General features: G+C 72.6%; 4 protein-coding genes and 1 pseudogene. All 5 read left to right on the top strand.

Annotated elements, in window-relative coordinates; all coding sequences use genetic code 11:
- Positions 1-5: 5 nt before the first annotated feature.
- Positions 6-2,804, top strand: a pseudogene (locus CD790_RS35215) (type I polyketide synthase); the annotation flags it as partial.
- Positions 2,752-6,462: an SDR family NAD(P)-dependent oxidoreductase gene (locus tag CD790_RS35775; RefSeq protein ID WP_260867609.1), complete on the top strand. Its 3,711-nt coding sequence runs from the start codon at positions 2,752-2,754 to the stop codon at positions 6,460-6,462. The pseudogene CD790_RS35215 and the gene CD790_RS35775, both read left to right, overlap by 53 nt.
- Before the next feature lie 52 nt (positions 6,463-6,514).
- Positions 6,515-9,430 carry a type I polyketide synthase gene (locus CD790_RS35195; protein WP_222108252.1) on the top strand — a complete coding sequence of 972 codons (2,916 nt, stop codon included), beginning with the start codon at positions 6,515-6,517 and terminating at the stop codon, positions 9,428-9,430.
- Positions 9,312-12,698 (top strand): type I polyketide synthase, encoded by a 3,387-nt coding sequence (locus CD790_RS35770; protein WP_260867643.1) that lies wholly within the window; start codon positions 9,312-9,314, stop codon positions 12,696-12,698. The genes CD790_RS35195 and CD790_RS35770 overlap by 119 nt, the downstream gene beginning before the upstream one ends.
- Positions 12,695-14,101: an MFS transporter gene (locus CD790_RS15705; protein ID WP_144383855.1), complete on the top strand. Its 1,407-nt coding sequence runs from the start codon at positions 12,695-12,697 to the stop codon at positions 14,099-14,101. The genes CD790_RS35770 and CD790_RS15705 overlap by 4 nt, the downstream gene beginning before the upstream one ends.
- Positions 14,102-14,233 lie beyond the last annotated feature (132 nt).

Below are 14,233 nucleotides of genomic sequence, written 5' to 3'. Positions count from 1 at the left end.
TGAACATGAGCGCTGAAAGCACCGATCCGCAGCAGGAAAAGCTCGTTCGATACCTGAAGCGGATGGCCGTCGATCTGAACGAGACCCGGGCCCGGCTGCAGGAGCACGAGGACCGCGCGAGCGAACCGCTGGCGATCGTCGGGATGAGCTGCCGGTATCCGGGCGGGGTGACCTCGCCGGACGAGCTGTGGGAGCTGGTGGCCGGGGGCCACGACGGGATGTCGGGCATGCCGACCGACCGCGGCTGGGATCTGGAGCGGCTCTACGACCCGGATCCCGACCAGCCCGGCACCTCCTACACCCGCGTCGGCGGTTTCGTGGACCGGGTGGGCGAGTTCGACGCCGACTTCTTCGGGATCAGCCCGCGCGAGGCGACGGCGATGGACCCCCAGCAGCGACTGCTGCTGGAGGCCGCCTGGGAGGCGTTCGAGGACGCCGGCATCGACCCGACCTCGCTGCGCGGCAGCGACACCGGCGTCTTCTGCGGCGTCGGACCCTCGGACTACGCGGCCGCCCCCGCGGGCAGCCTGCCCCAGATCGAGGGGTTCCGGCTGACCGGCTCGACGACGAGCGTGGTGTCCGGTCGTATCTCCTACACGCTGGGTCTTGAGGGGCCCTCGGTGTCGGTGGACACGGCGTGTTCGTCGTCGCTGGTGGCGCTGCACCTGGCCGCGCGGGCGCTGCGGGCCGGTGAGTGCTCGATGGCGCTGGTCGGCGGTGTGACCGTGCTCGCCGGTCCGTTCCTGTTCGTGGAGTTCAGCCGGCAGCGTGGCCTCGCGCCCGACGGCCGCTGCAAGTCCTACGCGGCGGCCGCGGACGGGACCGGGTTCTCCGACGGTCTGGGTCTGCTCGTGGTGGAGCGGCTGTCGGACGCGCGGGCCAACGGGCACCGGGTGTTGGCCGTGGTGCGGGGCAGCGCGGTGAACCAGGACGGTGCGAGCAATGGTCTGACGGCGCCGAACGGTCCGTCGCAGGAGCGGGTGATCCGTCAGGCGCTGGTGAACGCCGGTCTGGACGCCGCCGATGTGGACGCGGTGGAGGGGCACGGCACCGGCACCAAGCTCGGTGACCCGATCGAGGCCCAGGCGCTGCTGGCGACGTACGGCCGCGAGCGGACCCACGGCCCCCTGAAGCTGGGGTCGATCAAGTCGAACATCGGGCACTCCTCGACCGCGGCCGGTGTGGCGGGTGTGATCAAGATGGTGATGGCGCTGCGGCACGGGATGTTGCCGCCCACGCTGCACGTGGACACGCCGTCCCCTCACGTGGACTGGTCCTCCGGTGAGATCGAGCTGCTGACCGAGGCGCAGAAGTGGCCGGCCTCGGAGCGGGTGCGCCGTGCGGGCGTCTCGTCGTTCGGCGTGAGCGGCACCAACGCCCACGTGATCCTTGAAGAGGCACCGGTCGAGGACCCGGCACCGGCCGAGGACGCCGGCGAGCCCAACCCGCCGGCGGTGGTTCCGGTGCTGGTGTCGGCGCGGAGTGAGGCGGCGTTGCGGCAGCAGGCCGACCGTCTGCGAGCCCATCTGACCGCGCGGCCTGAGCTGGCGCTGCTGGACGTCGGCTTCTCGTCGGTGACGACGCGGGCGCAGTTGGAGCGTCGTGCGGCGGTGGTGGCTTCGGATCGTGCGGGGTTGCTGACCGGGCTTGAGGCCCTGGCCGTTGGTGAGCCGGTGGACGGGGTGGTCGAGGGCAGGTCGGTGGGTGGGAAGGCGGTGTTCGTCTTCCCGGGTCAGGGTGCTCAGTGGGTGGGTATGGCGGTGGAGTTGTTGGACTCCTCGTCGGTGTTCGCGGAGTCGATCGCGGCGTGTGGTGAGGCGCTGTCGGAGTTCGTGGATTGGCGTCTTGAGGATGTGTTGCGGTCGGTGGAGGGTGCGCCGTCGCTGGAGCGGGTGGATGTGGTGCAGCCCGCGTTGTGGGCGGTGATGGTGTCCCTGGCCGGGTTGTGGCGGTCGTATGGGGTGGAGCCGTCGGCGGTGGTGGGTCACTCGCAGGGTGAGATCGCCGCGGCGTGTGTGGCCGGTGGTCTGTCGCTGGGTGATGGTGCTCGGGTGGTGGCGTTGCGGAGTCGTCTGGTGCGTGAGCGTCTGGCGGGTCTGGGTGGGATGGTGTCGGTGGCGTTGCCGGTGGAGCGGGTGGAGGAGTTGCTCGTTCCGTATCGGGGTCGGGTGTCGGTCGCGGCGGTGAACGGTCCTGCCGCGGTGGTGATCGCCGGTGAGCCTGAGGCGCTGGATGAGCTGATCGCGCTGTGCGAGCGGGATGAGGTCCGGGCGCGTCGGGTGGCGGTGGACTACGCCTCGCACTCGGCTCAGGTCGAGGCCATCGAGACAGAGCTCCTGGAGGTGCTGGCGCCGATCGAGCCGGTCACCGGACAGGTTCCGTTCTACTCCACCGCGACGGGTGGATTTATCGACACCAAGACGCTGGACGCGGCGTACTGGTACGGGAATCTGCGCGGCCGGGTGGGCTTCGAGCCGGCGATCCGCGCGTTGATCGACAACGGTGTGCAGGTCTTTGTCGAGATGTCTCCGCATCCGGTGTTGACGATGGCGGTCGAGGAGACCGCGGCGGCGCATGGCGCGGAGGACCGGGTCGGGGTCGTGGGGTCGCTGCGCCGTGACGAGGGTGGCATGGAGCGGTTCGCCACCTCGTTGGCCGAGGCGCATGTGGCCGGGGTGGGCGTGGACTGGTCCGCGTTCTACGCCGGCAGCGGCGCCCAGCGGGTGGCCCTGCCCACGTATGCGTTCCAGCGTGAGCGGTTCTGGCTCACCCCGGGTGGCCGCCGGGCTGGGCCGGGTCGGGCATCCGGTCCTTGCCGCGGCGGTGCAGGTCGGCGACCGCGACGAGTGGGTGTTCACCGGTCGGCTGTCCATCGACGCGCAGCCCTGGACCCGGGACCACATGGTGTTCGGGATGGTGCTGGTCCCGGGCGTGGCGCTGGTCGAGATGGCGCTGGCGGCCGGCCGTGAGGTGGACTGTCCGGTCCTGGAGGAGTTGGTGCTGGAGGCGCCGCTGGTTCTGGAGGACGAGTCCGCGCGGCAGGTGCAGGTCACGGTGGGGCCGGCCGGTGAGGACGGCCGACGCGAGGTGACCGTCTTCTCCCGTCCGGAGCTCGGTGACGACGAGCGCGCGGAGGCGGTCTGTCACGGGCGTGGCTGGCTGGCCGCGGACGTCGAGCCGTCGGTTCCGTCGGACGCGTTCCCGCTCCAGTGGCCGCCCGCCGGCGCGGAGCCGGTGGTGGTGGACGGGCTGTATGCCCGTCTGGCCGAGGCCGGATACGAGTACGGGCCCGCCTTCCAAGGTCTGCGGGCGGCCTGGCGCCTGGGCGACGAGGTCTACGCCGAGGTGGCGCTGCCCGACGACGCCGCGACCGAGGGGTACGGGATCCACCCGGCGCTGCTCGATGCCGCGCTGCACGGCGGACTGCTGGACAAGGACCAGGGATCACCGGTGGATCTGCCGTTCTCCTGGTCGGGAGTGCGGCTGGGACGCACGGGGCTCTCGCGGGTTCGGGCGCGGATCGGCGTGGCGGGCGAGTCCGCGTTGCGGATCGAGGTCGTCGGGGATGCCGGCGAACCGGCCGTGAGCGTGAACCGGCTCGCCTTCCGTCCCGTGGAGCCGGCACAGCTGGAGGCGGCGAGCCGGGGCGGGCAGAGCTCGCTGTTCCACCTCGACTGGGTCACGGTCGACGTCACGGCCGCGACGCCGCGGCCGGCGCGGCTGGCGGTCCTCGGCGAACTGGCCGTCGCCGGTGAGCCCTTCGCGGATCTGGACGCGTTGGAGCAGGCCCTTGCCGACGGCGCGGCGGTGCCCGACGCGGTCTTGGTCGCGCTTGAGCCCCCGGCCGGCGTCGGTGATCCGGCGGAGGCTGCGCGGGTGTCGGCCGGGCGGGCGCTGGAGCTGGTGCGGCGCTGGCTGGCGAGTGAGTCGCTGGCCGACGCGCGGCTGACGGTGGTGACCCGTAACGCCGTCGCGGTGGCGGACGACGAGACGCCGCGCGTGGCCCAGGCGGCGGTGTGGGGTCTGCTGCGCAGCGCCCAGTCCGAGCACCCGGGCCGGTTCGTGCTGGTGGACCTCGACGCAGGCGACGAGCCGGAGTGGGCGTCGCTGCTGGAGCTCGACGAGCCGCAGCTCGCGGTGCGCGCCGGCCGGTTGCTTGCGCCGCGGCTCGAGCGTGCTCCCGCGGGGGCGACCGGTGAAGCCTGGCATCTCGCCATCGAGCGGAAGGGCTCGTTGGACGGCCTCACGGTTGCCGCCTCCGACGCCGATCGGCCGCTGGGCGCGGACGAGGTACGGGTCGGGGTGCGGGCCGCGGGCCTGAACTTCCGCGATGTGCTGATCGCGCTCGGGATGTACCCGGGCGAGGCCCCGCTGGGCAGCGAGGCGGCGGGCGTCGTCCTCGAGGTCGGTACGGGTGTGACCGATCTCGCGCCGGGCGACCGCGTGATGGGCCTGATGACGGACGGCTTCGGCTCGATGGCGGTGACCGACCGTCAGATGGTCGTGCGGATGCCGGAGCGTCTGTCGTTCGTGCAGGCGGCGGCGGTTCCGGTGGTGTACCTGACCGCGTACTACGGCCTGGTCGACCTCGCCGGGCTACGGGCCGGGGAGCGGCTGCTGGTGCACGCCGCCGCCGGTGGTGTGGGCATGGCCGCGGTGAAGCTCGCCCGGCACTTCGGGGCAGAGGTCTTCGCGACGGCGAGCCCGCCCAAGTGGGACGCGGTCCGAGGGCTGGGCGTCGCCGATGAGCGCATCGCCTCCTCGCGCGATCTGGACTTCCGGGACGCCTTCTTGAAGGTGACCGGCGGGGCCGGGGTGGACGTGGTGTTGGACGCGCTCGCGGGCGAGTTCGTCGACGCCTCCCTGGAACTGCTGCCGCGCGGCGGCCGGTTCATCGAGATGGGCAAGACCGACATCCGCGACCCGGAGGTCGTGGCGCGCGAGCACGACGGCGTGCGCTATCGCTCCTTCGACCTGCTGGAGGCGGGTCCGGAGCGGATCCAGGAGATGCTGGTCGAGATCGCCCGGCTGATCGAGGAGGGCGTGGTCGAACCCGCCCCGATCCGGACCTGGGATGTGCGTCGCGGCCAGGAGGCGTTCCGGTTCCTGCGGGAAGGCCGCAACATCGGCAAGATCGTGCTGACTGTTCCGGCGCCGTTGGACCCCGAGGGCACGGTGCTGATCACCGGCGGTACGGGTGGTCTGGGCGGGTTGCTCGCGCGGCATCTGGCTGAGCGGCACGACGTGCGGCATCTGCTGCTCGTGAGCCGCCGGGGGCCGGCGGCCGAGGGTGCGGCCGAGCTGGTCGCCGAGCTGGCGGGCCTGGGCTGTGAGGCGCGGGTCGCGGCCTGCGACGTCTCCGACCGGGGTCAGTTGGCCGGGCTGTTGGACTCGTTGGAGCGGCCGTTGACGGCGGTCGTGCACGCGGCCGGTGTGTTGGACGACGGTCTGGTCGAGGCGCTGACCCCGGAGCGGCTGGTGCGGGTGATGCGGCCGAAGGTGGACGCGGCCTGGCATCTGCACGAGCTGACCGCCGGGATGGAGCTGTCGGCGTTCGTCCTGTTCTCCTCGATGGCGGCGTTGATCGGCAGCCCCGGGCAGGCGAACTACGCGGCGGCGAACGCCTCGTTGGACGCGCTCGCGCAGGTGCGGCGCGTGGACGGGCTCCCGGCGAGCTCTCTCGCCTGGGGCCTGTGGGCGGACGCGACCGGGATGACCGGTGAACTGGACGCGGGGGATGTCGCGCGACTGGAGCGCATGGGTGTCGCCCCCCTGTCGGCCGAGCTCGGGCTGGAGCTGTTCGACCAGGCCCTCGGGGTGGACGCGGCACTCCTGGCGCCCGTCCGACTGGATTCGGCCGCACTGCGCGGCCAGGCACGGGCGGGGACACTGCCGGCGCTGCTGCGTGGGCTGGTGCGCGCTCCCGCCCGGCGGGCGGAGTCCACGGGCGGGTCGCTGGCGCAGCGGCTGGCCGCGGTGGCCGAGGCCGATCGCGAGCAGGTCGTCCTGGACGTGGTCCGGGCGCAGGTCGCGGCGGTCCTCGGGCACGCTTCCGGCGCCGCGATCGCGCCTGATCGGGCGTTCAAGGAGCTCGGGTTCGACTCGCTGGCCGCGGTCGAGCTGCGCAACCGGCTCACCCGGGCCACCGGGCTGCGGCTGCCCGCCACCCTCGTCTTCGACCACCCCACCCCGGCCGAGGTCACGCGCTATCTGATCCCGCTCGTCATACCGGACGTCGCGACGAACGGGCAGCGGCAGTCGGGCGAGGACGAGATCCGCGCGATGCTCGCCTCGATCCCGGTCGACCGCCTGCGCAAGGCGGGACTGCTCGACACGCTGCGCGAGCTGGCGAGCGGAGACCCGCACGACGACACGAGCCACGAGACAGCCGCGTCGATCGATGACATGGACGCTCAGGCCCTGATCCGGATGGCTGCCCAGGACGGCGAGGACATGGCATGAGGACGGTCGAGGACAAGGTCCCCACTGGGCGCCGGCACGCGGAGGAACAGGCATGACCGCCGAGAAGAACGAGCTCATCGAGGCGCTCCGGAAGTCGCTCAAGGAGACCGAGCGGCTCCGGCAGCAGAACAGGCGGCTCCTGGCGCAGCAGACCGAGCCCCTGGCGATCGTCGGGATGAGCTGCCGGTACCCGGGCGGGGTGACCTCGCCGGACGAGCTGTGGGAGCTGGTGGCGTCCGGTCGCGACGCGGTGTCGGGACTGCCGACCGACCGCGGCTGGGATGTCGAGGAGCTGTACGACCCCGACCCGGACCGGCTCGGAAAGGCGTACACGCGCAGCGGCGGCTTCCTGGAGCGGCCGGGTGAGTTCGACGCCGACTTCTTCGGGATCAGTCCGCGTGAGGCGCTGGCGATGGACCCGCAGCAGCGACTGGTGCTGGAAGGGGCCTGGGAGGCGTTCGAGGACGCGGGTATCGATCCCACCTCCTTGCGCGGCAGCGACACCGGCGTCTTCTGCGGCGCGTTCAGCTCGGAGTACGGCGAGTCCATGCCGCCCGAGCTGGAGGGCTACCGCCTGGGCGTGCTGACCAGCGTGGTGTCCGGCCGTATCTCCTACACGCTGGGTCTTGAGGGGCCCTCGGTGTCGGTGGACACGGCGTGTTCGTCCTCGCTGGTGGCGCTGCACCTGGCCGCCCAGGCGCTGCGGTCCGGCGAGTGCTCGCTGGCGCTGGTCGGCGGCGTGACCGTGCTCTCCGGGCCGTCCTTCTTCGTGGAGTTCAGCCGGCAGCGGGCGCTGTCGCCCGACGGGCGCTGCAAGGCGTACGCGGCGGCCGCGGACGGGACCGGGTTCTCCGACGGTCTGGGTCTGCTCGTGGTGGAGCGGCTGTCGGACGCGCGGCGCAACGGGCATCGGGTGTTGGCCGTGGTGCGGGGCAGCGCGGTGAACCAGGATGGTGCGAGCAATGGTCTGACGGCGCCGAACGGTCCGTCGCAGGAGCGGGTGATCCGTCAGGCGCTGACGAACGCGGGGCTCACCGCGGCGGACGTGGACGCGGTGGAGGGGCACGGCACGGGGACGACCCTCGGTGACCCGATCGAGGCCCAGGCGCTGCTGGCGACGTACGGCCGCGAGCGGGGGAGCGAGTCGAACATCGGGCACACCTCGGCGGCGGCCGGTGTGGCGGGTGTGATCAAGATGGTGATGGCGCTGCGGCACGGGATGCTGCCCGCCACACTCCATGTCGATGAGCCGTCCCCTCATGTGGACTGGGCCTCGGGCGAGGTCGAGCTGCTGACCGAGGCGCGGAAGTGGCCGGCCTCGGAGCGGGTGCGCCGCGCGGGGGTGTCGTCGTTCGGGATCAGCGGCACCAACGCGCACGTGATCCTGGAGGAAGCACCGGTCGAAGCGCTGAATCCGGAGGCGGGCGCGCAGGCTCCGGGCGCCGCCCCGGCGGTGGTTCCGGTGTTGGTGTCGGCGCGGAGTGAGGCGGCGTTGCGGCAGCAGGCCGACCGTCTGCGGGCCCACCTGACCGCGCGGCCTGAGCTGTTGCTGCTGGACGTCGGCTTCTCGTCGGTGACGACGCGGGCGCAGTTGGAGCGTCGTGCGGCGGTGGTGGCTTCGGATCGTGCGGGGTTGCTGACCGGGCTTGAGGCCCTGGCCGTTGGTGAGCCGGTGGACGGGGTGGTCGAGGGCAGGTCGGTGGGTGGGAAGGCGGTGTTCGTCTTCCCGGGTCAGGGTGCTCAGTGGGTGGGTATGGCGGTGGAGTTGTTGGACTCCTCGTCGGTGTTCGCGGAGTCGATCGCGGCGTGTGGTGAGGCGCTGTCGGAGTTCGTGGATTGGCGTCTTGAGGATGTGTTGCGGTCGGTGGAGGGGGCGCCGTCGCTGGAGCGGGTGGATGTGGTGCAGCCCGCGTTGTGGGCGGTGATGGTGTCCCTGGCCGGGCTGTGGCGCTCCTACGGGGTGGAGCCGTCAGCCGTTGTGGGTCACTCGCAGGGCGAGATCGCCGCCGCGTGTGTGGCCGGTGGTCTGTCGCTGGGCGATGGGGCGCGGGTGGTGGCGTTGCGGAGTCGTCTGGTGCGTGAGCGTCTGGCGGGTCTGGGTGGGATGGTGTCGGTGGCGTTGCCGGTGGAGCGGGTGGAGGAGTTGCTCGTTCCGTATCGGGGTCGGGTGTCGGTCGCGGCGGTGAACGGTCCTGCCGCGGTGGTGATCGCCGGTGAGCCGGAGGCGCTGGACGAGCTGATCGCGCTCTGCGAGCGGGACGAGATCCGGGCCCGTCGGGTGGCGGTGGACTACGCCTCCCACTCCGCCCAGGTCGAGGCCATCGAGACAGAGCTCCTGGAGGTGCTGGCGCCGATCCAGCCGACGTCCGGCCGCATCCCGTTCTACTCCACCGCGACCGGTGGATTTATCGACACCAAGACGCTCGACTCCGGGTACTGGTACGGGAATCTGCGCGGTCGGGTCGGCTTCGAGCCGGCGATTCGGGCGTTGATCGACAACGGTGTACAGGTCTTTGTCGAGATGTCTCCGCATCCGGTGTTGACGATGGCGGTCGAGGAGACCGCGGCGGCGCATGGCGCGGAGGACCGGGTCGGGGTCGTGGGGTCGCTGCGCCGTGACGAGGGTGGCATGGAGCGGTTCGTCACCTCGCTGGCCGAGGCGCATGTGCTGGGGGCCGGGGTCGACTGGTCGGTGTTGTTCGACGGCAGCGGTGCCCAGCGGGTCGAGCTGCCGACGTACGCGTTCCAGCGTGAGCGGTTCTGGCTCACCCCGGGGGGCCGCCGGGCTGGGCCGGGTCGGGCATCCGGTCCTTGCCGCGGCGGTGCAGGTCGGCGACCGCGACGAGTGGGTGTTCACCGGTCGGCTCTCCCAGGACGCGCAGCCGTGGACTCGGGACCACATGGTGCTGGACACCGTGATCGTGCCGGGCGTGGCGTTGGTCGAGATGGCGCTGGCGGCCGGCCGTGAGGTGGACTGTCCGGTCCTGGAGGAGTTGGTGCTGGAGGCGCCGCTGGTCCTGGAGGACGAGTCCGCGCGGCAGGTGCAGGTCACGGTGGGGCCGGCCGGTGAGGACGGCCGTCGCGAGGTGACCGTCTTCTCCCGTCCGGACTCTGGTGACGACGAGCGGGCGGAGGCGGTCTGTCACGGGCGTGGCTGGCTGGCCGCGGACGTCGAGCCGTCGGTTCCGTCGGACGCGTTCCCGCTCCAGTGGCCGCCCGCCGGCGCGGAGCCGGTGGTGGTGGACGGGCTGTATGCCCGTCTGGCCGATGCCGGATACGAGTACGGGCCGGCCTTCCAAGGTCTGCGGGCGGCCTGGCGCGTGGGTGACGAGGTCTACGCCGAGGTGGCCCTCCCCGACGACGCCACGGTCGGGGAGTTCGGGATCCACCCGGCGCTGTTCGACGCCGCGCTGCACGGCGGACTGCTGGACGACATGCCAAGGGACTCCGTGGTACTGCCGTTCTCGTGGTCGGGGGTACGACTTGACCGGCCCGGCCTCACCCGGGTCCGGGTGCGCATCGCCCCGGCGGGTGAGTCCGCCTCGCGTATCGACATCGCGGGAGAGCACGGCGAGCGGGTCGCGAGCATCGCACGGCTCGACGTCCGTCCGGTGGAGCCGGCACAGCTGGAGGCGGCGAGCCGGGGCGGGCAGAGTTCACTGTTCCACCTCGACTGGGTCACGGTCCCGGCCGGGGCGCGGCCGCCGGCGCGGGTGGCGATCCTGGGCGGCCTGCCCGGGACGGAGGACCGTTACGCCGATCTCGACGGGCTGGAGCGGGCGCTCGCCGACGGCCTGGCGGTACCGGATCTGGTGGTCGCCACGGTCGAGACCCCGGCCGACGTCGGTGATCCGGCGGAGGCTGCACGGGTGTCCGCCGGGCGGGCGCTGGAGCTGGTGCGGCGCTGGCTGGCGAGCGAGTCGCTGGCCGACGCGCGGCTGACGGTGGTGACCCGTAACGCCGTCGCGGTGGCGGACGACGAGACGCCGCGCGTGGCCCAGGCGGCGGTGTGGGGCCTGGTGCACAGCGCCCAGTCCGAGCACCCGGGCCGGTTCGCGCTCCTCGACATCGATGGCGACATCGATGGCGGCCCCGACTCCCAAGACCCCGACTCCCACGTCAACGGCGACGTGAACGTCGGCGGTGAGGTCGACGGCAAGGCCGAGGGGAAGACCGCGCCGGCCTGGAGCGCGCTGCTCCACCCGGACGAGCCGCAGCTCGCCGCGCGCGAGGGCCGGCTGCTGGCGCCGCGCCTCGTCCGGGCCGGTACGACATCGACGGCTCCGGCGCCGTTGGACCCCGAGGGCACGGTCTTGATCACCGGCGGTACGGGTGGTCTGGGCGGGTTGCTCGCGCGGCATCTGGTCGAGCGGCACGGCGTGCGGCATCTGCTGCTCGTGAGCCGCCGGGGGCCGGCGGCCGAGGGCGTCGACGCGCTGGTCGCCGAGGTGGAGGCGCTCGGCGCACGGGCCCGCGTCGCCGCCTGCGACGTGACCGACCGGGACCAGCTGGCCGGTCTGCTGGACTCGCTGGAGCGGCCGTTGACGGCGGTCGTGCACGCGGCCGGTGTGTTGGACGACGGTCTGGTCGAGGCGCTGACCCCGGAGCGGCTGGTGCGGGTGATGCGGCCGAAGGTGGACGCGGCCTGGCATCTGCACGAGCTGACCGCCGGGATGGAGCTGTCGGCGTTCGTCCTGTTCTCCTCGATGGCGGCGTTGATCGGAAGCCCCGGGCAGGCGAACTACGCGGCGGCGAACGCCTCGTTGGACGCGCTCGCGCAGGCGCGGCGCGCGGACGGGCTCCCGGCGAGCTCTCTCGCCTGGGGCATGTGGGCGGACGCGACCGGGATGACCGGAGAGCTGGACGCGGCGGATGTCGCACGGCTTGAGCGCATGGGTGTCGCTCCTCTGTCGGCCGAGCTCGGGCTGGAGCTGTTCGACCAGGCCCTCGGGCTGAACGCGGCGCTCCTGGCACCCGTCCGGCTGGACCTGCCCGCGCTTCGTGCGCAGGCCCGTGCCGACATGCTGCCCGCGTTGCTGCGTGGGCTGGTGCGCACCCCGGCCCGGCGCGCGGAGGCCACGGGCGGGTCGCTGGTGCGGCGGCTGGCCGCGGTGGCCGAGGCCGATCGTGAGCAGGTCGTGCTCGAACTGGTGCAGACGCAGGTGGCGGCGGTCCTCGGGCACGCTTCCGGCGCCGCGATCGCGCCTGATCGGGGGTTCAAGGAGCTCGGGTTCGACTCGCTGGCCGCGGTCGAGCTGCGCAACCGGCTCACCCGGGCCACCGGGCTGCGGCTGCCCGCAACCCTCGTCTTCGACCACCCCACCCCGGCCGAGGTCGCACGGCTGATCCTCGAGGATGTCGGCCGATCTCCGGCGGGGTCCGGGCACGGCGATGGCGTGCCCGCGCGCCAAGAGGACCATGGCACGATCAGCGCGCTGCTTCGCCACGCCCACGCGGCGGGGGAGATGCTCGACGCGCTGCCCTGGTTGACGTCGGCGTCGCGGTTCCGTCCCTCCTTCGCCTCGGCCGCGGAGCTGGCCGGCGCGGACGACTACGCCGTTCAGCTCGCCTCCGGCCCCCGAATGCCGAAGCTCGTCTGCGTGCCCTCGTTCGTGGTCGGCTCCGGTCCCCATCAGTTCATGCGTCTCGCCGAGCACTTCGAGGGCGAGCGGGACGTCTTCGTCTGCTCGCTTCCGGGGTTCCGTGGCACCGATCCGGCGCCGGGGTCCTGGGACGCCGCGATGGCCGTTCTCGAGGGCTCGATCCGCCGCGCCGTCGGCGACGCGCCCTTCGTCCTGGTCGGCAATTCGATCGGTGGTGCCCTCGCGCACTCCCTGGCTGCCCGGTTCGAGAGCGCGGGCAGGGCTCCGGAAGGCGTCGTCATGATCGACACCCCGGGGCCCGAGGGCGGCGAGGAGGTGACCGGCCGGGTCTTCGCCCAGGTGATGACGTACGTCCTCGGCCAGGCGGAGCAGGTCGTGCCGCTCGACGATGCCGGCTGGCTCGCCATGGGCGGCTATCTCCGACTGCTCGCCGAGCGGCCCGCGACGCGGATCGAATCCCCGACCCTGCTCATCCGGGCGACGGTGTCGCTCGGCGGGGGCGACGCGCCCGCGGACTGGCCCGTGTGGCGGGACCGGAGCGAGCACGTGGACATCGCCGCCGACCACTTCGGTCTGATCGGGGCCGCGGCCGCGGAGACCGCGGCCGTGATCGAGGGGTGGATCGAAGCATGAAGGACAGCGCGTCCCGGCGCGGCGCCGTCGCGGTCGTCCTCGTCGGTGTCTTCGCCTCGTCGCTCGACGTGCTCATCGTCAACATCGCCTTTCCCGACCTGGAGCGCTCGTTCCCGTCGGCGAGCCTGACCAACCTCTCCTGGGTGCTGAGCGCGTACGCGATCACGTTCGCGGCCTTGCTGATGCCCGGGGGTCGGTGGGCGGACCAGTCCGGGCGCAAGCGCGCCTACCTGACCGGCCTGGCGCTGTTCACGGTGGCCTCGGCGTGCTGCGCCGCCGCCCCCACGCTCGGCGTGCTGGTGGCCGCGCGGGTCCTTCAGGGTCTCGGCGCGGCGTTGATGATGCCGAGTTCGCTCGGGCTGCTGCTCGCCCTCTTCCCGTCGGAGCGCCGCGGAACGGCGATCGGGCTGTGGACGGCCGTGAGCGGCTCCGGAGCCGCCCTCGCGCCGCCCATCGGCGGGCTTCTCGTGCAGCTCGACTGGCGGTGGGCGTTCCTGGTGAACATCCCCCTCGGCGTGGTGGCGTGGTTCGTCGGCGTGCGGACGTTGCCGGAGGTCCGGGAGCGGAGCCGTTCGGTCCCCGATGTGCTCGGCATCCTGGTGCTCGCCGCGACCGTCGCGGCGCTCGTGGCGGCCATCGTGCAGGGCCCGGACTGGGGATGGGGCGGGCCACGGGTCCTCGGCCTGATCGCCGTGGGGCTGCTCGGCGGCGCCTTCACCGTGCGGCGCGCGTTCAGACATCCCGCTCCGGTCATCGAGCCCGCCATCCTGCGGATCCGGGTCGTGGCGCTCGGGAACCTCGCGACCCTGCTGTTCTTCGCCGGGTTCGGAGCGATGATCAGCGCTTCGACGCTCTTCCTGACCGGGATGTGGGACCACTCGGTGCTGCGCGGCGCGCTGGAGGTGGCGCCGGGGCCGGTGGTGGCCACCGTGTGCGCCGTGCCCGCCAGTCTGCTCGCGACGCGGTACGGCGTACGGGTGGTCGGGATGTGCGGCGGCGCCGTGTTCGCGGCCGGCGGCGTCTGGTGGGCGGTCGTGACGGACGGCACCCCGGACTACGCGGCCAGCTTCCTCCCGGGCTCGGTCATCGGCGGGATAGGCGTCGGCCTCATGCTGCCGTGTCTGTCGACGGCGGCCACCCTGTCGCTGCCGCCCGAGCGCTTCGCCACCGGGACCGCGATGAACACGATGTGCCGCCAGGTCGGGAGCGCGCTCGGGGTCGCGGTGGTCGCGGCGGTGCTCGACGCCCGGCCGGGCGTCTCCGGTTACCACACCGCGTTTCTGATCATGGCGGCCTGCGGCGTGGCGGGCGGACTCGCGCTGCTCGCGATCGGCGCGGAGCGGGGTCGCATTCCGGCCAACGGAACCGCGCTTTCCGCGCCAGCAACAGGACGGACCGTGTGACTTCGCGGTCCACGAGAAAGGATTACAGGAATGGACACTGCCAACACACCTCATGGCGCGTCCCCAGCGCACGGGACCACGAAGGACGGGGCCGCGTCGGGGGCCGCTGGGTGTCCGGTCAACCATGCCGCG

Origin of the sequence: Streptomyces sp. SAJ15, from assembly GCF_007595705.1 — a bacterium.
GTDB lineage: Bacteria > Actinomycetota > Actinomycetes > Streptomycetales > Streptomycetaceae > Streptomyces.
Note: the sequence above shows the minus strand (reverse complement) of the source record. Positions and strands in the feature narration are given on the sequence as shown.

Coding starts and splice junctions, on each gene's coding strand:
- CD790_RS35195 (WP_222108252.1), top strand. CDS start 6,515: ATGACCGCCGAGAAGAACGAGCTCATCGAGGCGCTCCGGAAGTCGCTC.
- CD790_RS15705 (WP_144383855.1), top strand. CDS start 12,695: ATGAAGGACAGCGCGTCCCGGCGCGGCGCCGTCGCGGTCGTCCTCGTC.